This window comes from Actibacterium atlanticum (assembly GCF_000671395.1).
GTDB lineage: Bacteria > Pseudomonadota > Alphaproteobacteria > Rhodobacterales > Rhodobacteraceae > Actibacterium_D > Actibacterium_D atlanticum.
The window spans coordinates 65,733-85,146 of record NZ_AQQY01000007.1; the positions used below are offsets into that span (position 1 = coordinate 65,733).

Below are 19,414 nucleotides of genomic sequence, written 5' to 3' on the forward strand. Positions count from 1 at the left end.
TGCGTTATCCCGCCCGCGCCGCCAGATCAAAGCTACGCCCTTCTGAAAAGGCGCTGTCCAGCAATTCCACTACTACGGTTTCGACTCCATTCCTGGCGTCCTGCACTTCCAGCAACACCAGCGCCCCATAGTCATCCGCCATGGCGCGCAGCAAACCGGTCATGAGGTGCCCGCTTCCGGGCCAATGCCAGCGACATTCCAGACGAAAGGCAACCGGACTGTCGTCAATGACTTCAAGGTCAGGAAGATCCAGATCATCAACGGCCAGTTTCGCCCTCCCGCGCAGGTCATCCAGCGAATGCAGGAATTGCAGGAAGTTGCTGCCACCAAAACGCAATAGCCGCCGAAGGTTTTCAAGACGTGGGTTTGAAACAAGATAGGTGCCCATGTCTTCGAGCAGGGCTTCGCGGCTTTTATCTAGATGGCGGCAAGCCGCGCCCAGAACATCATCTGTCAGACGATCCTCGTAATTGAGCATTGCTTCGAACCCATCGCCACCAACCCCAGATTCTTCGGCAACCGAACGCCACAACGGGGGACCATAGGTATCTTGCAGGAAACACTGGATGGATCTGTTTATCAGGCCATGCATGAACCCAAACACCTCTACTCGTTTCAAACGAGACTAGGTGCGAGGTCTTAACAATTCGAAAATCTCTTTTCAGGGCGCAAAATAGAGCTGGCGACCGCCCAGTTCCAATACTCTGGCTGGGACGGGGGCCAACGCAAAGGCGCCTTCAGCAAGCTGATCCAACACCGCTGCCCCGCCTTTGGTCAGGTTGCTGCCCCCAAGAAAATTAGCCCGCCGCGTGTCGATCCGACCGGTGCGATTGAAATAGCCATCCACAACAAGGCTGTCATTGGCGCTGAGGGCAAACACGACGGCCTCGTCCCCGTCGACAAGGTCGCTCAGATCGGCAAACAGCACCATGCATCCGCGGTTTTGCGCCGGTGTACGCCGGGCGCATGCGCGTTGTAATTGTTCAACTTTATGCAGGGGCAGACCATCCCAGAACCAGTCAGGCACCGATTTACCCTCGGGCACAACCTGAAGCAAATCCGCAAGGTCGCGCAGCTGTGTTTCTGCCGTGACCGCGCGATCTTCGTTGGCAAAGTCATACCGGCTGTCGGCGTCGTTCAGACGCGTGATACGTTGTTGCAAGACGTCCGCCTGTGGGTGGCCCTCCATGGTCTGTAGCCGCGCAAGGCCAGCCTGACCAGCCCGGCCCCACTCGCGCCCAATCAGCCACAGGTCCAGATCGGCAACATCGGTCTGGCCGGCCTCGAATCGGTCAACCTGACTGTTTGTGGAAATGCGGTGCGCGTTCAGCAAAGGGCTGAGCCACGCCGCCGAAACCACCAGAGCGGCCAGTGCAAGAACCATGTTCACGCGCCGGATATGCCCGGTCCAGTCGCCCCGCAAAATCACAGATACGGCGTAGGCCAAGCCATAGGCCAGAACCAGCGCCGCGATTACCGAGGCCGCCAGGCGGTCCGGGGTCCAGCCGTACTGATCGACGCGCAGCCAGATGGCGACTGCTGCCAGAACGCCCAGCGCGGGCAGAATCAGCGCCATCAGTTGCGCCATAACCCGCATCGGGGCCGAGGCCACCGCGCGGCTGTCATCGGCGTCCAGCGCCGTGGTGATCAGCGTGGTCGCCCCCATCGCCATGGTCATCAAGGTTGCAGCAGCCGAAAACCCGCCGAACAGATGTGACAACCCCCGGAACGGCAAGGCCACAAGGAATACCGCCATCACAACCAGCACCACGGGCAGTAACAGCCGCAACAGCCGCAACACCAGATAGGGCGAAACATAGTCTGACAGTTCATTCACCACTGCCAAAGCAACGCCCAGCGCAGTCCCGGTCAGAAGAAAGGGAACCGGATCAACATCAAGCAGGTGCTCGATCAGCTCGATCCCGACCAGTTGGAACAGCTGATCTGACAGCATCACCACCCCCCAGGCCAGGCCAACAAAGACCCAGGCCGCAGCGTAGCGCACGACGATGTCCCAGGAATGGGCGAACAGCCCGCTGTAGTCGCTCCACCGGCCCTCTTTGACCTGCGCGATGGCGAAGGGCAGCGGGATCAATGTCAGGATGATTGCCGCAACCCAGGCTGTCGGGCTTTCCAGCGTTTGTTCGATGTGGTCAAACCGCAGGCTGAACCACAAGACCAGCGCGGTGACGCCTACCCCTTGTAAAGCCGCGAAAGGCCCGGCACGCCGCAACCGAAGCGGACCAAGCAGGGCCAGCAAAGAGGTAAAGAACACGCCGTAAAAGGCGACCAATGCCAGAAACAGGCGCGGCACCGCCCGCAGTTGATCATCCAGCACATCCACCAAAAGCCACAGACAAAGCCCCGCCAAAGCGCCAATCGCGCCCATCATCGCGCGCCCAAGGGTCGGAGAAGGGTTTAAAGCCATGCCATCACCTGCCTTTCTGAGGTCAGCATAAGCGCGTTCCGTCAACCACGCCAGCCATGCAAACCCCTGAATTTAAGTGCTGGCGCCGTCAAGCCAGCCCGGCAAGTGCCCGATGTCGGGCAGGATTGCATCGGCAAGATCGTGCAGGTCTTCGGCCAGGGCCAGCCCGGTCAGTACGCCAATCGTCGTCATCCCAGCAGCGCGTCCGGCCAACAGGTCGTGCCGACTGTCGCCAACCATGGTGATTTGCGAGGGCGGCAGGCTGACATGGCGCGCAAAGGCCTGAAGCTGCCCGGGCGCCGGTTTCGCCCCAAACCCCGAGTCACACCCGGCAATAAAGTCAAACCTGGTTTCGATGCCTGCCGATTGCAAATGGGCACGGGCGGGGTGCTCGCCATCATTGGTCGCCACGCCAAGGGCCAAGCCGCGCGCCTTGAGGGTATCCAGCAGCGGGATCAGGGGGGCGGCTTCTTTCATCGGGGCACAGGCTGCGGCCTCGTTCATGTGCAGAACCAAATGCGCCGCCGACATTCCCGGCAGATGCGGCAAAAGGTGGGAAGCGATCTCTTCAGGGGTGCCCGCGATCACGGGACTGTCGGGGGCATAGGTTTGCGATGCCATGTCAAAGCCAAGTTGATCCCCCAGAAACTGCGCCCGATTGGTGTCGCCGCCAGACAGGTCTGTCAGGAAATCAGCGGCCCACGCCGCCCAGGTCGCATGAAAATTGAACAGCGTTCCATCTTTGTCGAAAATGATCGCGCGCAGGGTCTGCATTCAGGTTCACCTCTTTCAATTTACGGCGTGCTAACGCGCCTTTACGACAATCGCGTGTCAGGTCCAGTTCATTTCGGCACCACCGGGCAGAGCATGGCGGGCACGCACCGGGGTGTCATAGGGTAAGCTATGTTGATCACAAAACGCGATGACCCAGGCATCGTCCATTGCAATGAAATCCAGAACTGCGATCAGGAACTCCGGGTCCGAAGCACGCGCAGCAACATCCCCGGTCGAGGCACCGCTTGCCCCCAGAAACACCGGGAACAATTCATCATTGCCGGCCAGCCAGCCAAGCGCCTTTAATGCCAGTGTCTCGGCCTGATCTGCCTTCATTTGTTCGCGTCTCCAGCTTGGTTAAAGGGTTTGTTAATACTTTTTCGCAATAAGTTAAGCGATACGGACAAACCCACTCACAGGCAAGGGAGGGGCCTTTATGCAAGGCAAGCTCCTCGTCGTGGACGACATCGCCACGAACCGAATTATTCTGAAGGTACTGCTGAACGATGCCTGCTATGAGGTCATCCAGGCAGACAGTGGCGCCGCGGCCATAGAACTGGCCCGCGCCGAAAAGCCTGACCTGATCCTGCTTGATCTGATGATGATCGACATGGATGGGGTAGAAGTGTGCGAAATTCTGAAGGCTGACCCACAGACAGCTGCGATCCCGATCATTGTTGTCACCGCGGCCCGGGACGTAAGCGAAAAGGTGCGCGCGCTTGAGGGCGGCGCGGATGAATTTCTTTCAAAACCGCTGGATGAGGTGACCCTGCTAGCGCGGGTACGCAATCTTTTGCGCGCCAGCGATACAGATAAAGAACTGGCCCTGCGGGACACAACGCGCCGCGCGCTTGGCGCCGACCACGAGCTGAACAATGACACCCCCCCCGGAAAGATTTCGCTGATCGCATCCTCTCGCGAAGAGGCTTTGAAATGGAAGAACCGTCTGACAGGGCTTGTCCAATCAGAGTTGCGGGTGATGACCCGGGCCGAAGCCCTGGGCGTTGCCCGCCCCGAAGACGTTCCTGACCTGTTTATCATTGCCGCAGATATGGGGCATCCCGGTTCCGGTTTACGGTTGCTCAGCGATTTGCGGGCGCGGGGCGCTTCGCGTAATTCTGCGGTGATTATCGCCGTTCCGGAAGGCGCGCGTGATTCAGCCGCGATGGCGCTGGACCTGGGCGCCAACGATCTGGTCACCCTGCCCTTTGAACCGCGCGAGATGGCCCTGCGTATCGCCACGCAGCTAAACCGCAAATACCAAGCGGACCGGCTGCGCAATTCGGTCAAGGATGGGTTGCGTATGGCGATGACAGATCCGCTGACAGGCCTGTTCAACCGGCGCTACGCCCTACCGCATCTGGATCATATTCTTGAACGCAGCCGGTCAACCGGGCGCAGCTGTGCCGTCATGATGCTGGATTTGGACCGGTTCAAAACCATCAATGACCGTCATGGTCACGCCACGGGCGACGTCGTTTTGCATGAGGTCGCGCAGCTGCTGACACGCAATCTGCGACCCATTGATCTGGTCGCGCGGATCGGTGGCGAAGAGTTTCTGATCGCCCTGCCCGAAGCCGACCTTGAACTGGCGGAAACCGCTGCCGAACGTCTGCGCTGCGCCATCAATGATCACCTGATCCTATTGCCCGGAGGCAAGGGCAGTCTGACCATCAGCGCTTCGATCGGGTTGGCGCTCAGCGAAGCAGTGCAAGACACATCGGATGTGCTGCTGCACCGCGCGGATAAGGCTCTTTACAACGCCAAGTCCGACGGGCGGAACAAAGTGATCATTGCCGCAAGCACGGCGGCTTAGTCAGCCGCGCGATCTTGCGGCGGGCGTGGCGGTTTGTCCGGGCGCGGCGGCCCTTTGCGCAGCTTTTCTTCCAAACGATCCGCATAGGCGGCGCGCTCGGCGTCATCCATTTGCATGATCAATTCCAACACATGCTGGCGCACATAGTCTGCATGTCCTGCAATGCGGTCCGTCGGCACGTTCATCAGCACCCCGGTGGCTTCTGCATCAAACGGGGTCGCGCGCAGGGCGGCAAGAACCGCCTCGAAATCCTGCCGCAAAAGCTTGCGCACATTGCCCACGCCCTTCCCTTCGGCAAATATCTCACGACGCAGAACACGGCGACCATCTTGATCCAGCGCCGCCGTGTAGGGGCCAAAGCTCAGCACATCAATGCGCGGCGGTCCTGACGGCCCTCCCCGGCTCAGAACCGCGCCCCCGACGATGCCCAACACCATCAGGTTCAACGCCAACGAGATCACAAGCACCAAGCGGCCCCAGCGAAAGCTGGTCTTGCCCGCCTCTGGTTGCTTTTCTGCGTTGCTCATACCCCATCCTCCAGAAGATAGCTGTCAATTCCGGGCATCAGATCCGTCACGCCATAGCCCGAACTGGGCAGGATCAGATTGGTATAGTCCCCCAGACCTCCGGGTTCGGCAAAGCCGATCCACACACCCGCAACAGTTGCCGTCGCCAAACCGGCCAAGGCCCCCCAACCGCCCAGAACGCCAAGGATGCCGGACAAGCGAGACGTGCGCGCAGCGGGCATCTGCGACGAGAACATGTCGCTCTGCGCCTGTGCTGCATCCGCCAGAATCCGCGCCATCAGTTCATCTGAAGGCCGTGGGGCGTGTTCCGTCGCGGCCTCAAAGAAAGACGTCAGCTGTGTATCGTTATCGCGGGTCATGTCAGTCCTCCTTGTAGCCCAATTCATCTTGGCGTTCGATCAAGATCGACCTGAGCGCACGTTTCCCGCGCGCAGTCAGGCTTTCGACCGCTTCGACGCTGATCTCAAGCGCCTCTGCAATCTCGGGGTTGCTACGCCCCTCGATGTGCCGCAACACCACAGCCTGACGCTGACGGTCCGGCAGGGATTGCAATGCCTGCTGCAAGGCCTGTGCCCGGGCAGCGCTGTGCATCTGGTTTTCAACACTGGGCGTGTCGTCTTCGGGTTCGGGGATGTCCTCGAGATCAACCCCACGCCGTTTGCGGAGCCGGTCGGTGCACATATTGGCAGTAACGCGATAGAGCCAGGTTGTTATCTTGGCCTCGCCTTGCCGCCAGTCTGGCGCGATTTTCCACAGTTTCAGCATGGCTTCCTGCGCGACATCTTCGGCTTCGGCCCGGTCACCAAGAACCCGGAACGCATGTGAAAGAACCCGCGGCGTCAAACGCTGCGCAAGCTGACGGGCCGCTGCGCCGTCGCCGTTGCCAAACAACACCAGCAGCGCTTCGTCCGAAAGCTCGTTTCCTGCATCAAAGGCCATATCCATCCCGTACTAGCCGTAGCCTGCAACCCGATTGATGGCAACGCCGGGCCGGGCGTGGCCCGGCGCTGCCTTTTCGGGCGCAGAATTAGTCCACCGCAGGTTTGCCGTGACGGAACTGCTTGAGGTGCTTCTTGGCGGCCTCAAACTCTTCGACGCTCAGCGCACCGCTGCCGTCGGCGTCCAGTTTGGCAAAGATCCGCGCGGCTGAGGGGCCTTCGCTGATCTCTTCAGCGCTCAACAACCCATCATCATTGGCGTCCATCATTTCGACCATCCGCTGGGCGCGCTCTTCTGGCGAGCCCCCAAAACGACCTTGGCCGCCCGGGCCTTCTTTACCGCCGAGACGGTGACCCTGCTTGCCAAACTTGGGTTTGAAATTGGCCAGCTCGTCTTCGCTCAGCACGCCATCCCCATCGGTATCGGCTTCTCCAAAGCGTTCTTGCAGCGGCGCCTGAAATTCCTCGAAGGTCACGGTGCCACTGTTGTCGGCATCCAAGACACCAAAGGCGGCGCCTTTACCGGGGCCCATTGCAGCGGCCGGCAGAGCGGTGGCCAACACGACGGCCCCCAAGGTCAGGCTCGATACGGTCATGATCAGCGACTTGCGTTTCATTGCGCTTACTCCTGTATTTATTCAGCGTTGTGTGACATCGCGTTTTTGCGACGTTCTGATAGACAAACGCACCAGCTGACGATTTCCGTCGCAGTTTTTTCTGTCGTCCTGCGACATGCCGACGCAAAACCCGTATGTCCCTTTTGGAGCAGTCCCGTTCAGCGCTAAGGTGTGCTCTGGAAGATGCGCGCGCGAACACGAAGGAGCTCGGTATGAGCAACACCCCGCAACGAGACCTCAAACCAGCGCTTTGGCACGGCTGGCGACGCCGCTGCCCGAATTGTGGCTCGGGTCCGATGCTTAAAGGCTATCTGAAAGTGCGCGACACCTGCACCGTGTGTCAGGAAGAGCTGCATCATCAGCGCGCCGATGATGGCCCGGCCTATGTAACCATCCTGATCGTGGGCCATCTGATGGCCCCCCTTATCCTGATCGTGTTTGAAACCTACCGCCCCGACCCTTACGTGCTGTCGGCGATCTTTTCTGTTGGATGTGTGGGCTTGTCGCTCTACCTTCTGCCAAGGATCAAAGGAGCGTTTGTAGCACTGCAATGGGCGAAAAGAATGCACGGGTTCGGGGCCAAGAGCTAACCCCCCCTTCTATCGACAAGACAAAGATCCGCGATGCAGCCACGGTGATCGTTATGCGCGATGCGGATCATGCGCCAAAGGTCCTGATGGGTCAGCGCGGCGCCAAAGCGGCCTTTATGCCCAACATGTTTGTCTTTCCCGGCGGTGCCGTGGATGCCGGCGACGCGCAGGTGCCGCTGCACCCCTCTTTGCCCGAAGCCTGTATGCGGCGTCTGCAACAGCAGTCCGATCCGGACCTGACCCACCGTCTGATTTCGGCCGCCATTCGCGAGCTGTGGGAAGAAACCGGTCTGACGCTGGGCGCACCCGGTCAGTGGCACGGACCGGTGCCCGAAGGCTGGGAAGGGTTCGCACAATCCGGGCACCTGCCCAGCGCACAGGACATGCACTTCATCTTTCGCGCAATCACCCCACCGGGCCGCCCACGCCGCTTTGATGCGCGTTTCTTTCTGGTGGATGCTGCACGGATTTCGGGTGATCTGGATGATTTTTCAGGCGCCGAGGACGAGCTTTCACATCTGCAGTGGGTTCCCATTCACGAGGCCCGCCAGTTCAACCTGCCCTTCATCACCGAAGTTGTTCTGGCCGAAGTCATGGGCATGCTTAAAACGGGCCTTCCCCCAAAGTCGGTGCCGTTCTTTCGCAACACCGATACGCGGTCAGAGTTTCTGCGGATCAGTTAAACCGGCGGCAGCACGGTTTGGCGCTGCGCCCCAAGCCCATCGATCCGCAGCTCCATCTCGTCGCCCGGCTTAAGAAAGACCTGCGGGTCCTGCCCCATGCCCACACCCGGCGGCGTGCCCGTGGCGATGATGTCCCCGGGGTGCAAAGTCATCATCTGACTGAGGTAGGATATGATTTGCGTCACGGTGAAGATCATCGACCGGGTGTTTCCGCGCTGCGCCGGAACGCCGTTCAAATCCAGCGCCAAGTCCAAATCCTGCGGGTCGGCCACGGCATCCGATGTCACCAGCCACGGGCCAACCGGGCAAAACGTGTCACAGCTTTTGCCCTTGGTCCATTGCCCGCCGCGTTCGATCTGAAAAGCACGCTCGGACACATCGTTCACGATGGTATAGCCCGCAACATGGTCCAGCGCCTCGGCTTCGGACACGTATTGCGCGCGGGTGCCGATGACGACGCCCAGCTCGACCTCCCAGTCAGTTTTTTCCGAGCCGCGGGGCAGGATGATCGGATCATCCGGGCCGTTCAACGCGGATGTGGCCTTCATGAAAACGATGGGTTCATCGGGTTCGGCCATGCCTGCCTCGGCCGCGTGATCAGAGTAGTTCAATCCGATACAGATCACCTTACCGACGCCCGCCACGGGCACCCCCAATCGCGGATCGCCGCCAACCACCGGCAATCCGTCTAACGGCAGATCGGCCAAGCGGCCCAACACGTCTCCTGACAGGTCGTTCATAACACCCGACAAGTCGCGCAACACGCCGTCTGCATCCAACACTCCGGGCTTTTCCGCCCCGACCTCTCCGAACCTGACAAACCGCATGTCGCCTCCTGTTTTGTGCACGGCTATCTGAACCGCCACACACAAGAGCGTCAACCAATCGCCACTTTGGCTTGAACCTTTGGGCGATGCCTGCCTATCTGTTGTGGAAACCCAGCTAAGAGGATCGCCATGACCATTTGTCAGCCCCGCCCCCTGTTTGACGCCAACGCCTCTTCGGGCGGCAGTTTGGGGGATCTGCCCGAATGGGACCTGAGCGATCTTTACACGGCTGAAGACGCGCCCGAGCTGACCCGCGATATGGAATGGCTGGAACAGGCCTGCGCCAGTTTCGCCACTGACCATCAGGGAAAGCTGGCCGATCTGGATGCCGACGGCATGCTGGGCTGCGTGCAGCGCTATGAACGGATCGACACAATCGGCGGGCGGATCATGTCTTTTGCCGGGCTGCGCTATTACCAGAACACCACCGATGGCGAGCGCGCCAAGTTCTTTTCCGACTGTCAGGACAAGATCACCACGCTGACCACGCCGCTGGTATTCTATACGCTGGAAATCAACCGCCTGCCCGACGAGGTTCTGGACGGCTGGTTCGCCGCCAATGCCGATTTGGCCCGCTACAAGCCGGTGTTCGACCGCCTGCGCGCCATGCGCCCGCATCAGCTCTCGGATGAATTGGAGCAGTTCCTGCACGACCAGTCGGTCGTGGGCGCTGCCGCGTGGAACAAGCTATTCGATGAAACCATCGCCGGTCTGAGTTTTGATGTGAACGGCGAAGAGCTGAACATTGAAGGCACGCTGAACCTGCTGACAGAGCCCGACCGCGACCAGCGCGAGGCCGGTGCGCGCGAACTGGCGCGTGTGTTCGGTGACAACATCAAGCTCTTTGCCCGCGTTCACAACACACTGGCCAAGGAAAAGTCGGTCGAGGACAAATGGCGCAACATGCCGACCCCGCAAACCGGGCGGCACCTGTCAAACCATGTTGAGCCCGAGGTGGTCGAGGCCCTGCGCAACGCCGTGGTCGACGCCTACCCCAAGCTGTCGCATCGGTACTATGCGCTGAAAGCCAAGTGGCTGGGGCTGGACACTTTGGAAGTTTGGGACCGCAACGCGCCCCTGCCGACCGAAGACCCCAAAACCGTCGACTGGGCAGAGGCCCGCAGAATGGTGATGGACGCTTATGGCGACTTCGACCCCGAAATGGCCAAGATCGCCGAGCCGTTCTTTGACAAAGGCTGGATCGACGCCGAGGTCAAACCCGGCAAGGCCCCCGGTGCTTTTGCCCACCCCACCGTGACCGAGGTCCACCCCTATGTGATGCTCAACTATCTGGGCAAACCGCGCGACGTGATGACGCTGGCGCATGAGCTGGGCCACGGCGTGCATCAGGTTCTGGCGGCGGATCAGGGCGAATTGTTGGCTTCGACCCCGCTGACGCTGGCGGAAACCGCCTCGGTCTTTGGCGAAATGCTGACCTTCCGCAAGCTGCTGGACAACGCCAAAACCAAAGCCGAGCGCAAAACCCTGCTGGCCGGCAAGGTTGAAGACATGATCAACACGGTTGTGCGCCAGATCGCGTTCTATGATTTTGAATGCAAACTCCACGCCGCCCGCGCCGAGGGAGAACTGACCCCCGAAGACATCAATGCCCTGTGGATGTCGGTGCAGGCCGAAAGCCTTGGCCCCGTGTTCAACTTCATGGAAGGGTATGAGACCTTCTGGGCCTACATCCCGCACTTCGTACACTCGCCCTTCTACGTCTACGCCTATGCCTTTGGCGACGGTCTGGTGAATGCGCTTTATGCGGTCTACGAAGAAGGCGACGCCGACTTCCAGGCCAAGTATTTCGACATGCTCAAGGCGGGTGGATCCAAGCACCACAAAGAACTATTGGCGCCCTTCGGCCTTGATGCCTCGGACCCGAAATTCTGGGATAAGGGCCTGAGCATGATCTCAGGCTTCATCGACGAGCTGGAGGCGATGGAGGATTAATCCAGCTCGGTCCAGGGCCAGGGTTTCACCTCGCTGGCGGCGGTCTGGTAACGGGCCGCCTTGGCGATCCAGATGCCCAGATCGGTACCGAAATCGGCCAGCCGCTCGTTGGGCGTGCCGTTCGACACCAGCATGATGATGAACTGCACAACGGTGATCACCAGAAGCACCGATTGTGCAAGTTGCAGCATGATCCACAGAAGCACCATGTACAGCAAACGCATGGCCATGCCGTCTTTGGGGGCGTCGGGTTGCTCGCCGTGCAGGCGGCCTTCAATCGGGTCGTTGGGCATCGGGATCACTCCTTTGTGGGCAGCTTAGCCAGCGTCCACCGTGAAATCCAGCGCCCGTTCACCACAACGTGGCGTGCATGTGATCAGGCCCTGCCCCATGCTTTGGGCAAAGCAACCCAAAGGCCCGCCCATGCACCTGACCCGCCGTTCTTTTACCGCCTCTCTTGCCGCTGCAGCGGCCTCACCCGCCTTGGCGCAGAGCTTTGATGCCGAGGCCATCCATCTGGCCCTGATAAACGGTCCGGCGCAGCCTTTTTTTGACGCGCTGCTCGCCATCGAGGCGCGCGCAAACCCCGATATGGCCGCCAGCCTGATACAGGCGTTACGGTTTACCAGCGGCTCGCAAGCCGCGATCGAAACAACCCTGCGCAAAATCACCGGCGCCAATCCGGGCAAGGGTTGGTTTGACTGGATGCTGTGGCAAGAGGCCAACCCGCAGGTCATACCGCACCCCTATTTCACCGATTTCAAACGCGAACTATTCCTAAGCATCGACCCCAACTTCGAGGTTTTCCTCAAGCCACGCCACCTGCAGCGTGACAAGATGAAAATCCGGCTTGAAGAAATCACTTGGGGCGGCGTGCGCAAGGATGGCATTCCGTCACTGGACAACCCCACGCTGATCGCCGCCGACAAAGCCAGCTATATGCGCGGCGATGATCTGGTCTTTGGCGTGTCGATCAACGGCGACACCCGCGCCTATCCGCTGCGGATCATGGGCTGGCACGAGATGTTTAACGAGGTGATCGGCGGCGTGCCCGTAGCGCTGGCGTATTGCACCTTGTGCGGGTCGGGCATCCTGTTTGAAACCAAGGTGAAGGGACGCACAAAGCCATTGGTCTTTGGCTCGTCGGGGTTCCTATATCGTTCAAACAAACTGATGTTTGACCGCCAGACCCATTCGCTGTGGAACCAGTTCACCGGCAAGCCCGTATCCGGCAAGCTGGTAAACAGCGGGATCGAGCTGCAACAGCGCCCCGTGGTGATCACCACATGGGACAACTGGCGGCGCGACAACCCGGACACACGGATTTTGTCGCTGAACACCGGGCATCGGCGCGATTACGGCTCGGGTGTGGTGTATTATGAATACTTCGCTTCGAACGAGCTGATGTTCCCGACGCAGGTTGACCAACGCCAACACAAGCAAAAGGATTATGTCTTTGGCATCCGCCAGTTTGGCGGTGCCAAGGCCTGGCCGCTCAGCGCGTTCGCGCGCCGCAAGGTGATCAATGATGGCATGATCAACACGCCGCTGGTGTTGTTGGGGGATGCCAAAACCCGATCCGTCCGCGCCTATGAGCGCCGCGACCTGACCTTCAAAGGCGGCCCGGATGCCCTGACAGACAATCGGGGCCGCAGCTGGCAGGTGACCGAAGACGCATTGGTTGCAAACGATGGCACGACCCTGCCCCGCGTCGCCGGGCATATCGCCTATTGGTTTGCATGGAACGGCTATCTGGGCGCAGAAAGCGCGCTTTACGACGGCTGACCGGCGGCGGCGTAGGCCGCGTCGATGACGGCTTGGGTGCCCTTGGCGTTTTCCAGCGTCCAAGGGTACTCGGCCCCTGAAGTCACCGCCGCGCAGAAGTTTTCGACCTGCAGCTTATATTGGTTCACGCCCGGAAAGCGCTCCACGCGCCGGCCCATACCGGGCTGATGCACGATGATTTGGGCGATGTCATAGACACCCGCGTTGAACGGTGCGGTCAGCTCAAGCACCCCTTGATCACCATGGATGGTAAAGCGCTGATAAGGCAGCATACGCATCGAGACCATGCCGCTGTAGCTAAAACCGGGGAAACGGGCGGTCACTCGCGAGGTTGCATCGACCCGTCCTTCCCAAGTGATATCACAGTCCACCGATCTGGGCTCTGCCCCGGTGACCCAGCGCGCCGCGCCAAGGATGTAAACCCCGATATCCGGCAAGGCCCCGCCGCCGGTGCCCGCCCGGTTACGAATGTTGTCCGGATCCTTGCGGTTGTCATAGGTGAAAACCGTGTCGATATACGCTACTTGCCCGATCGCCCCATCGCGGATCATCTGACGCGCGCGTTGCCATTGCGGGTGATGGACAATCATGTAGGCCTCGGCCGCGACCAGCCCGCTGTCATCGCGCGCCGCGATCAATGGGTCAATCTGATCCGCTTGCATCGCCACAGGCTTTTCCACCAGCACATGCTTGCCCGCTTTCAACGCTTTGATCGCCCACTCCACATGCATTGTGTGGGGCAAGGGGATGTAAACCGCGTCCACCCCCGGATCAGCCAGTAACGTGTCATATTCCAGATGGATGGACAGGTCGGGACACATCGCCTGAAACGGCGCGGCTTTGTCCAAGGACGAAGTCGCCAAAGCCGCCAGCCTTGCGCCATTGGCTTGGTGGAGGGCCGGAGCCATGTGTTCACGTGCAAACTTCGCCGCGCCCAAAATACCCCAGTTTACGATATCTGCCATGGTCCTCTCCTGTTTTGAGAGCCATGTTAGCGCGAACGCGGCCTTACGTAAACGAAAGCCCGCCACATGGGGCGGGCTTTCAAGAGGACGGATCTTGGCGGCCGATTAGGCCTGGGCCAGCAATCCTTTTTGCCGCGCCAGGTCGCGCATACGCTTTTGCAGTTTCTCAAAAGCGCGCACTTCGATCTGGCGAATACGCTCGCGGCTGACGTCATATTTGCCCGAAAGGGTTTCCAGAGTCACCACCTCGTCTTGCAGACGACGCTGAACCAGAATGTCCTTTTCGCGGTCATTCAACACATCCATGGCTTCGGCCAGCATCTCGCGGCGCGCTTCCAACTCGTCGCGTTCGGCGTAGTCACCTGCCTGATCGGCATCTTCATCCTGAAGCCAATCCTGCCACTGGGTCGAGCTGTCATCCTCGGTGCCAACAGACACGTTCAACGAGGCATCCCCGCCCGACATACGGCGGTTCATGCTGATGACCTCTTCCTCGGTCACGCTCAGATCTTCGGCAATTTTCTTGACGTTTTCGGGGCGCAGATCGCCCTCTTCCAACGCGCCGATGCGGGCCTTGGCCTTGCGCAGATTAAAGAACAGCTTCTTTTGTGCCGAGGTCGTGCCCAGCTTAACCATCGACCAAGACCGCAGAACATACTCTTGGATCGAGGCACGAATCCACCACATCGCATAGGTTGCCAAACGGAAGCCTTTTTCAGGGTCGAATTTCTTAACCGCCTGCATCAGGCCCACGTTGGCCTCGGAAATCACTTCGGCCTGCGGCAAACCATAACCGCGATAGCCCATGGCAATTTTGGCGGCCAGTCGCAGGTGCGAGGTCACCATTTTATGAGCAGCTTCAGTGTCCTGATGATCCACCCAGCGTTTGGCCAGCATATATTCCTCTTCCGGCTCCAACAGCGGGAATTTACGAATTTCCTGCATGTAGCGGCTCAGACCCTGTTCCGGGCTGGGCGCGGGAAGATTGGTATAATTGCTCATTTTTGTCCCTCTGAACATATAGTTGCGTCAGGATATAAGACCTAAACCAAACGGTTCAAGATCGGCTTTCCCGTTCATGTTACACGGGAAATGGGGAGCATTCCGGCGATTTCAGCCTTTGCTACGAAAATTCACAGGCTTGTGCGGGCCTGTCACAAACGCAATGCGTCGATCAGATCCTGCATGTCGGCGGGCAGTGGGGCTTCAAACGCCATGTGCTCGCCGGTTTCGGGATGTTCAAAACCCAACGTGGCAGCGTGCAGCGCCTGACGCGGGAAGTTGGCCGCCGCTGCCGCGCCTGTTGCACCGATCGCCTTTTCCGCCAGTTTGCGCCGCCCGCCATAGGTTTGATCGCCAATCAGCCCGAACCCGGCATGGGCCATATGCACGCGGATTTGATGGGTGCGCCCGGTTTCCAGCCAGCAATCAACCAAAGTGGCCACGGGCGGGGTCCCGAATGGCTCGACCACGCGGGCCCGGGTTACGGCGTGGCGCCCACCCGAAAACAGCACGGCTTGCTTTTGACGGTCGTGCTTGTGACGCGCCAGCTGCGTGGTGATTTTCATCACATTGCCCTGCTCAAAACTGACACCGCGCACGCCGCGCACCCGCGGATCACCGGCATCGGGCAGGCCGTATACCACGGCGCGGTAGTGACGGTTGACCGTGTGGGCCTCAAATTGCGCTGCCAGCCCGGTGTGGGCCTTGTCGCTTTTCGCAACGACCAAAAGGCCAGAGGTGTCCTTGTCGATCCGGTGCACGATGCCGGGGCGCTTTTCGCCGCCTATGCCTGAAAGGGTGTCTCCGCAATGATGCAGCAACGCGTTGACCAACGTGCCGGTCGGTGTGCCGGGTGCCGGGTGCACGACCATCCCCACGGGCTTGTTGATCACGATCAGCGCGGCATCCTCATAGACCACCTCCAGCAGGATATCCTCGGGCTGGGCTTCCACATCCGTGGCTTCGGTGAACGTCAGCTCCAATTCGTCGCCTTCGGCCACCTTAGCGCGTGGGTTGTCCAGCACCTCGCCCGCGCGCGACACGTCCCCCGCCGCGATCAGCTTGGCCAAACGTGACCGCGAAAGCCCTGCTTCCTCTGGCACGTCGCGGGCGAGTGCCTTATCAAGACGTGCAGGCGGGTTTTCCGCGATGGTCACGATAAGGCGGCGGATAACGGACATGGATGACACTCCGAACGAGGACGAGGGCACCCTGCCCCCCAATCTGCAATTCCTGCGGCAACTGGTAACCGTGTTGACCGCAACGATGATCATTGGGGTTCTAGTGATCATCGCACTGATTGTCATCCGCTTCTGGGGCGATAAACCCTTTACCCTGCCCGATCAGATCGTGCTGCCCGCTGGCGCAAGCATTTCCGCCTTCACAAAAGGGGATGGCTGGTACGCGGTGGTGACGGGCGATCAGCAAATCCTGATCTTTGACGCAAAGTCAGGCGAGTTGCTGCAATCCACGCAGGTGGTCTTGGGCGACTAACCCTTCCCGGGAAAGACCTTGCGCGCCAAAACCACGCGCGCGCTCGCTGTCGCAAAACACAAAACACCAAAGGCCCAGGCCAATGGCGCAAACAAATCCGGCCACAGACAAAGCGCCACGAAAAACGCGATGGTTTCAGTGCCTTCCAGCAGACCGCCCGTAAAGTAGAGCGATTTCACCCCGCGTGCCGTGCTGTGCATCTGAGCCTTCTCGGCCAGGATGGCATAGCCCAGAAACGAGGCCCCGTTGGCATAGAAACTGGTCAGCAGAAACGCGCCAGCCATGCCATTGGCCGTAGGATCGGCCCAGACAAAGCCCATCGGCACCGCGCCGTAAAACACGAAATCGCAAAAGATGTCCAAATAGCCGCCAAAGTCGGTTTTCTCGGTCGCCCGCGCCACAGCGCCATCCAACCCGTCAGCCAATCGACTCAAGGCTAAGGGCAGCAAAGCCCAAAGCGGTTGCTGAAGCGCGATCAAGCCAGCGCAGGCCAGACCCATCCCCAATCCAATCAGTGTGATCGCATTGGCCGTCAGCCCTGTGCGGGCAAGCCCAGCGCCCAGTCGGTTCAACGCCGGGTCGATCAGTTTTCGCATCGTCGCATCGAGCATCGCAGGCCTCCTGTCTGCTTTTTCGGCCCAAACACACAATGTTGGCAAGCGCATGTACGAAGTCGTGATCAGATCGGGTGAAAAATTCTGGCCCCGAAAGCTGTATAGCCGGGTTACTTGAACACAAGCGGCAACCGAAACGATTGCGCCCCCGTGGCGACGCCTTTTGGCGCGGCGGGGAAGTTCGCGGCGCGGTGCACGGCGCCAAGCGCCAGCTTGTCCAATTCGGGGTCCCCTGACGACCCCGCGATTTTAGCAGAGATCAAAGCGCCTGACGGCGCCACGGTGATCATCACCATGGCGGTTCCCTTGCCCTGACCTTTGGGGATTTTGCGGGCAATCTTGGCGCGTATGCGCGCGCCCCATTTCGACATCAAGTGAACGCGCTTTTTGTCCGATAGGGTCGCCTCTTGCGCCTTGCCCTGCTCCCCTGCGGCTTGTTTCTGGCCGCTGCCGGCGGCGCGTTTGGCGTTTTGCGCGGCAGATGCTGGCGCTGGCTGCTTTTTCTGGGGGGCCGTTTTGGGTGTCTCGGGGGCGGCGGGCGCAGGCTTGGGCGCTACTGTTGGGCTTGGCGGCTGTGGCACTGGCTGCTTGGGTGGCGACGGGCTTTGCACCGGCAAGGACGGCGCATCTGGCACGTTAGGCAACGGCGGTACGGGCGCTACTTGCGGGGGACGCAACAATGGCGCATCAGTCTGCGAGGACGTGACCCGAGGCGACGGATCGGACGCAACAAATTGGGGCGGTGCAAGGGCGACTTCAATCGGAGTCACTTGGGGGGGACTGTCCCACAGATCGACCATGTTGGCGATCATGGCGTTGGCCGCCAAGATGTTCAGCACCGCATCGCCCCCCACCCCGCCAGATTGAATCGCTCCCTCATCGGCTTCGGGCCAGACGCTTAGATGCGCCATCAAGGCCGCGCCCAGAAAGACAATCATTTCTGCAATCCTGCGCATGCATCACCTGTGCGAAGAGATCAGTTTCAGACGGGTAACACCTGCGGCAGCGAGCTTGGGCATCAACGCGGCAATGGTTTCGCCCGCGACCCGCGCATCCGCCCGCAAGATCAGTTCGGAACCGGGTTCTTGGGACTGCAGATGGGCCAGAATGCCAGCTTCGCCGCGCAACGCGTTCAGCGCCAGATCACCCTTTGCCGAAACGAACAGCGTTGTTCCCGTCCCTGCCGGGGTGTCTTGGGCCGAGTCCGGCGGCGTGACCTCAAAAGGCTCTGGCGGGGCGACCTGTGCGGTCATCAGGAAGAAGATCAACAGAAGAAACACCACGTTGATCATGGGTACAAAGTTTTCGCGCGGCGCGCGGCGCTTTGGCCGGGAAAGTTCAAACGTCATTGCACCAACACCAAGGTTTCATAGCCCGCCCCCGTGAGCAGCTCCATCAGTTCAATCACGCGCTGCAGATCAGCATCCTGACGTGGGCGCAGCACGATGATGTCATCGTGGCTCAGCATCAGGGGCGCCAACGACGGCAACAAATCCCCAGACGGCATCTCGACCCCGTTCAGGCGAACCATTTGCGGCGTGATATCAATCAAACGCGGCGGTCCCTGATATGCGTCGCGCGAAGCGGCCGACAGGGGCAGTTCGATTTCGACCTCCAGCCCAAAGCGCGCACTGAGCATGAAGAACACCAGCAACAGAAAGACCACGTCAATCATCGGGGTCAGACTGGGAGCACGGCGGCGGATTGGCGGGGACAAAAGCATCGGGCTACTCGGCAGCCTGTTGTACCGGCACGCGAACGTCCGGACTGCGCGTCAGAATTCGGGTAATCGCGTCTTCCATATCTGCCTGCGCCCGGTCAGCGACGCTTTCAAACCACGTCAGGGCGACACCGGCGGGAATGGCAACGGCCATCCCTGCGGCGGTGGTCAACAGGGCCTCCCATATGCCGCCCGCCAACGCCGCCGGATCAGCGCGTGATCCCGCGTCTTGCAACGTCTGAAACGCGGCAATCATACCCAGCACGGTGCCCAATAACCCCAACAGTGGCGCGATGGTTGAAATCAGTTCAAGCGCACGCAAACCCTGACGCGCATGGATCAACTGGTTTTTGGCGATCCGAGTGATCTCTTCGCGGGCATCTTCCTTGGTAAAATGGGCGTTCAAGCGGACTTCCATCGCGCTGCGTGCAACAGTCGCGCGCAAGGCCTTGCGCCGCTGCAACAAAGTTTGGGCCGGTTCAATCTGTCCGGCCTCCCACAAGCGCACCGCGCGTTCGGTGGTTTGCCCGGCCCAGGCCCCTAAAAGCAACAAGCGCCAGATTTTCCACAGGATCAGGGCCATCGTCAGCACGGAAAGCGCCGAGATCGCCCAAATGGCAGGGCCGCCTTTTGCAAGAAACCCCTGCACTTCTGCCCAACGGGAAAGCAACTCGGCCATAG

Annotated in this window: 24 protein-coding genes; 6 read left to right on the plus strand and 18 right to left on the minus strand. The window is 60.1% G+C overall.

Going from position 1 to position 19,414, the window contains the following annotated elements; all coding sequences use genetic code 11:
• Positions 1-4: 4 nt before the first annotated feature.
• The 4 genes from ATO10_RS11465 to ATO10_RS11480 all read right to left on the minus strand — a co-directional run bounded on the left by ATO10_RS11465 (position 5) and on the right by ATO10_RS11480 (position 3,538).
• On the minus strand, positions 5-592 hold the full coding sequence (locus ATO10_RS11465; protein WP_035251613.1) for a heme NO-binding domain-containing protein: 588 nt from the start codon (positions 590-592) through the stop codon (positions 5-7).
• Positions 593-661: 69 nt separating this feature from the next.
• Positions 662-2,428 (minus strand): DUF4153 domain-containing protein, encoded by a 1,767-nt coding sequence (locus ATO10_RS11470; RefSeq protein WP_035251614.1) that lies wholly within the window; start codon positions 2,426-2,428, stop codon positions 662-664.
• 72 nt (positions 2,429-2,500) lie between these two features.
• Entirely contained in the window at positions 2,501-3,202 is a 702-nt protein-coding gene (locus ATO10_RS11475; RefSeq protein WP_035251615.1) for an HAD family hydrolase, read from the minus strand.
• A 57-nt stretch (positions 3,203-3,259) separates the two neighbouring features.
• Entirely contained in the window at positions 3,260-3,538 is a 279-nt protein-coding gene (locus ATO10_RS11480) for a DUF3572 domain-containing protein (protein ID WP_035251616.1), read from the minus strand.
• A 100-nt stretch (positions 3,539-3,638) separates the two neighbouring features.
• Here ATO10_RS11480 and ATO10_RS11485 point away from each other — a divergent pair, with 100 nt between their 5' ends.
• Complete coding sequence (locus tag ATO10_RS11485; protein ID WP_035251617.1) at positions 3,639-5,018, plus strand: diguanylate cyclase; 1,380 nt, start codon at positions 3,639-3,641, stop codon at positions 5,016-5,018.
• Here ATO10_RS11485 and ATO10_RS11490 read toward each other — a convergent pair.
• The 4 genes from ATO10_RS11490 to ATO10_RS16015 all read right to left on the minus strand — a co-directional run bounded on the left by ATO10_RS11490 (position 5,015) and on the right by ATO10_RS16015 (position 7,100).
• Positions 5,015-5,545 (minus strand): periplasmic heavy metal sensor, encoded by a 531-nt coding sequence (locus ATO10_RS11490; RefSeq protein WP_051598109.1) that lies wholly within the window; start codon positions 5,543-5,545, stop codon positions 5,015-5,017. The genes ATO10_RS11485 and ATO10_RS11490 overlap by 4 nt on opposite strands.
• A complete protein-coding gene (locus tag ATO10_RS11495; protein WP_051598110.1) occupies positions 5,542-5,904 on the minus strand; it encodes a hypothetical protein in 363 nt (120 codons plus the stop codon). Before ATO10_RS11495 ends, ATO10_RS11490 begins: the two co-directional genes overlap by 4 nt.
• 1 nt (position 5,905) lies before the next feature.
• Positions 5,906-6,490 (minus strand): RNA polymerase sigma factor, encoded by a 585-nt coding sequence (locus tag ATO10_RS11500; RefSeq protein ID WP_035251618.1) that lies wholly within the window; start codon positions 6,488-6,490, stop codon positions 5,906-5,908.
• Positions 6,491-6,572: 82 nt separating this feature from the next.
• Entirely contained in the window at positions 6,573-7,100 is a 528-nt protein-coding gene (locus ATO10_RS16015) for an EF-hand domain-containing protein (RefSeq protein ID WP_051598111.1), read from the minus strand.
• A 212-nt stretch (positions 7,101-7,312) separates the two neighbouring features.
• On the opposite strand from ATO10_RS16015, the gene ATO10_RS11510 reads away from it, so the two are divergent.
• Entirely contained in the window at positions 7,313-7,690 is a 378-nt protein-coding gene (locus ATO10_RS11510) for a DUF983 domain-containing protein (protein WP_035251619.1), read from the plus strand.
• Positions 7,651-8,373 carry an NUDIX hydrolase gene (locus tag ATO10_RS11515; protein WP_051598112.1) on the plus strand — a complete coding sequence of 241 codons (723 nt, stop codon included), beginning with the start codon at positions 7,651-7,653 and terminating at the stop codon, positions 8,371-8,373. The genes ATO10_RS11510 and ATO10_RS11515 overlap by 40 nt, the downstream gene beginning before the upstream one ends.
• Here ATO10_RS11515 and ATO10_RS11520 read toward each other — a convergent pair.
• Positions 8,370-9,200: a fumarylacetoacetate hydrolase family protein gene (locus tag ATO10_RS11520; protein ID WP_035251620.1), complete on the minus strand. Its 831-nt coding sequence runs from the start codon at positions 9,198-9,200 to the stop codon at positions 8,370-8,372. The two genes, ATO10_RS11515 and ATO10_RS11520, sit on opposite strands and share 4 nt — an antisense overlap.
• Before the next feature lie 129 nt (positions 9,201-9,329).
• Between ATO10_RS11520 and ATO10_RS11525 the strand changes: the two genes are divergently transcribed.
• The gene (locus tag ATO10_RS11525; protein WP_035251621.1) at positions 9,330-11,153 is read left to right on the plus strand and encodes a M3 family oligoendopeptidase; all 1,824 of its coding nucleotides are present in this window, start codon (positions 9,330-9,332) and stop codon (positions 11,151-11,153) included.
• Here the strand turns inward: ATO10_RS11525 and ATO10_RS11530 are convergent.
• A complete protein-coding gene (locus ATO10_RS11530; RefSeq protein ID WP_035251622.1) occupies positions 11,150-11,446 on the minus strand; it encodes a DUF4389 domain-containing protein in 297 nt (98 codons plus the stop codon). The genes ATO10_RS11525 and ATO10_RS11530 overlap by 4 nt on opposite strands.
• Before the next feature lie 97 nt (positions 11,447-11,543).
• Between ATO10_RS11530 and ATO10_RS11535 the strand changes: the two genes are divergently transcribed.
• Entirely contained in the window at positions 11,544-12,938 is a 1,395-nt protein-coding gene (locus tag ATO10_RS11535; RefSeq protein ID WP_051598113.1) for a DUF3179 domain-containing protein, read from the plus strand.
• Here the strand turns inward: ATO10_RS11535 and ATO10_RS11540 are convergent.
• From ATO10_RS11540 to ATO10_RS11550, 3 genes are all read right to left on the minus strand, one after another.
• Entirely contained in the window at positions 12,926-13,903 is a 978-nt protein-coding gene (locus ATO10_RS11540; RefSeq protein ID WP_035251623.1) for a Gfo/Idh/MocA family protein, read from the minus strand. The two genes, ATO10_RS11535 and ATO10_RS11540, sit on opposite strands and share 13 nt — an antisense overlap.
• Before the next feature lie 105 nt (positions 13,904-14,008).
• A complete protein-coding gene (gene rpoH / locus ATO10_RS11545; protein WP_035251624.1) occupies positions 14,009-14,905 on the minus strand; it encodes an RNA polymerase sigma factor RpoH in 897 nt (298 codons plus the stop codon).
• Between the two features lie 152 nt (positions 14,906-15,057).
• Positions 15,058-16,086 carry an RluA family pseudouridine synthase gene (locus ATO10_RS11550; RefSeq protein WP_035251625.1) on the minus strand — a complete coding sequence of 343 codons (1,029 nt, stop codon included), beginning with the start codon at positions 16,084-16,086 and terminating at the stop codon, positions 15,058-15,060.
• Here ATO10_RS11550 and ATO10_RS11555 point away from each other — a divergent pair.
• Complete coding sequence (locus ATO10_RS11555) at positions 16,085-16,399, plus strand: DUF6476 family protein (protein ID WP_035251626.1); 315 nt, start codon at positions 16,085-16,087, stop codon at positions 16,397-16,399. The genes ATO10_RS11550 and ATO10_RS11555 overlap by 2 nt on opposite strands.
• On the opposite strand, the gene ATO10_RS11560 is transcribed toward ATO10_RS11555, so the two are convergent.
• The 5 genes from ATO10_RS11560 to ATO10_RS11580 form a co-directional block, all read right to left on the minus strand.
• On the minus strand, positions 16,396-17,010 hold the full coding sequence (locus ATO10_RS11560; protein ID WP_035251627.1) for a CDP-alcohol phosphatidyltransferase family protein: 615 nt from the start codon (positions 17,008-17,010) through the stop codon (positions 16,396-16,398). The genes ATO10_RS11555 and ATO10_RS11560 overlap by 4 nt on opposite strands.
• 113 nt (positions 17,011-17,123) lie before the next feature.
• Positions 17,124-17,951 (minus strand): cell envelope integrity protein TolA, encoded by an 828-nt coding sequence (tolA, locus tag ATO10_RS11565; RefSeq protein ID WP_051598114.1) that lies wholly within the window; start codon positions 17,949-17,951, stop codon positions 17,124-17,126.
• A 21-nt stretch (positions 17,952-17,972) separates the two neighbouring features.
• Positions 17,973-18,362 carry an ExbD/TolR family protein gene (locus ATO10_RS11570; RefSeq protein WP_035251631.1) on the minus strand — a complete coding sequence of 130 codons (390 nt, stop codon included), beginning with the start codon at positions 18,360-18,362 and terminating at the stop codon, positions 17,973-17,975.
• Entirely contained in the window at positions 18,359-18,736 is a 378-nt protein-coding gene (locus ATO10_RS11575) for an ExbD/TolR family protein (RefSeq protein ID WP_035251632.1), read from the minus strand. The genes ATO10_RS11570 and ATO10_RS11575 overlap by 4 nt, the downstream gene beginning before the upstream one ends.
• Positions 18,737-18,740: 4 nt before the next feature.
• Positions 18,741-19,412 carry a MotA/TolQ/ExbB proton channel family protein gene (locus ATO10_RS11580; RefSeq protein ID WP_238323491.1) on the minus strand — a complete coding sequence of 224 codons (672 nt, stop codon included), beginning with the start codon at positions 19,410-19,412 and terminating at the stop codon, positions 18,741-18,743.
• Positions 19,413-19,414 lie beyond the last annotated feature (2 nt).

Excerpts from the sequence above, each read along its gene's own strand:
- ATO10_RS11465 (WP_035251613.1), bottom strand. The coding sequence starts at position 592 with ATGCATGGCCTGATAAACAGATCCATCCAGTGTTTCCTGCAAGATACC.
- ATO10_RS11470 (WP_035251614.1), bottom strand. The coding sequence starts at position 2,428 with ATGGCTTTAAACCCTTCTCCGACCCTTGGGCGCGCGATGATGGGCGCG.
- ATO10_RS11475 (WP_035251615.1), bottom strand. The coding sequence starts at position 3,202 with ATGCAGACCCTGCGCGCGATCATTTTCGACAAAGATGGAACGCTGTTC.
- ATO10_RS11480 (WP_035251616.1), bottom strand. The coding sequence starts at position 3,538 with ATGAAGGCAGATCAGGCCGAGACACTGGCATTAAAGGCGCTTGGCTGG.
- ATO10_RS11485 (WP_035251617.1), top strand. The coding sequence starts at position 3,639 with ATGCAAGGCAAGCTCCTCGTCGTGGACGACATCGCCACGAACCGAATT.
- ATO10_RS11490 (WP_051598109.1), bottom strand. The coding sequence starts at position 5,545 with ATGAGCAACGCAGAAAAGCAACCAGAGGCGGGCAAGACCAGCTTTCGC.
- ATO10_RS11495 (WP_051598110.1), bottom strand. The coding sequence starts at position 5,904 with ATGACCCGCGATAACGATACACAGCTGACGTCTTTCTTTGAGGCCGCG.
- ATO10_RS11500 (WP_035251618.1), bottom strand. The coding sequence starts at position 6,490 with ATGGATATGGCCTTTGATGCAGGAAACGAGCTTTCGGACGAAGCGCTG.
- ATO10_RS16015 (WP_051598111.1), bottom strand. The coding sequence starts at position 7,100 with ATGAAACGCAAGTCGCTGATCATGACCGTATCGAGCCTGACCTTGGGG.
- ATO10_RS11510 (WP_035251619.1), top strand. The coding sequence starts at position 7,313 with ATGAGCAACACCCCGCAACGAGACCTCAAACCAGCGCTTTGGCACGGC.
- ATO10_RS11515 (WP_051598112.1), top strand. The coding sequence starts at position 7,651 with ATGGGCGAAAAGAATGCACGGGTTCGGGGCCAAGAGCTAACCCCCCCT.
- ATO10_RS11520 (WP_035251620.1), bottom strand. The coding sequence starts at position 9,200 with ATGCGGTTTGTCAGGTTCGGAGAGGTCGGGGCGGAAAAGCCCGGAGTG.
- ATO10_RS11525 (WP_035251621.1), top strand. The coding sequence starts at position 9,330 with ATGACCATTTGTCAGCCCCGCCCCCTGTTTGACGCCAACGCCTCTTCG.
- ATO10_RS11530 (WP_035251622.1), bottom strand. The coding sequence starts at position 11,446 with ATGCCCAACGACCCGATTGAAGGCCGCCTGCACGGCGAGCAACCCGAC.
- ATO10_RS11535 (WP_051598113.1), top strand. The coding sequence starts at position 11,544 with ATGCTTTGGGCAAAGCAACCCAAAGGCCCGCCCATGCACCTGACCCGC.
- ATO10_RS11540 (WP_035251623.1), bottom strand. The coding sequence starts at position 13,903 with ATGGCAGATATCGTAAACTGGGGTATTTTGGGCGCGGCGAAGTTTGCA.
- rpoH (WP_035251624.1), bottom strand. The coding sequence starts at position 14,905 with ATGAGCAATTATACCAATCTTCCCGCGCCCAGCCCGGAACAGGGTCTG.
- ATO10_RS11555 (WP_035251626.1), top strand. The coding sequence starts at position 16,085 with ATGGATGACACTCCGAACGAGGACGAGGGCACCCTGCCCCCCAATCTG.
- ATO10_RS11550 (WP_035251625.1), bottom strand. The coding sequence starts at position 16,086 with ATGTCCGTTATCCGCCGCCTTATCGTGACCATCGCGGAAAACCCGCCT.
- ATO10_RS11560 (WP_035251627.1), bottom strand. The coding sequence starts at position 17,010 with ATGCTCGATGCGACGATGCGAAAACTGATCGACCCGGCGTTGAACCGA.
- tolA (WP_051598114.1), bottom strand. The coding sequence starts at position 17,951 with ATGATTGTCTTTCTGGGCGCGGCCTTGATGGCGCATCTAAGCGTCTGG.
- ATO10_RS11570 (WP_035251631.1), bottom strand. The coding sequence starts at position 18,362 with ATGACGTTTGAACTTTCCCGGCCAAAGCGCCGCGCGCCGCGCGAAAAC.
- ATO10_RS11575 (WP_035251632.1), bottom strand. The coding sequence starts at position 18,736 with ATGCTTTTGTCCCCGCCAATCCGCCGCCGTGCTCCCAGTCTGACCCCG.
- ATO10_RS11580 (WP_238323491.1), bottom strand. The coding sequence starts at position 19,412 with ATGGCCGAGTTGCTTTCCCGTTGGGCAGAAGTGCAGGGGTTTCTTGCA.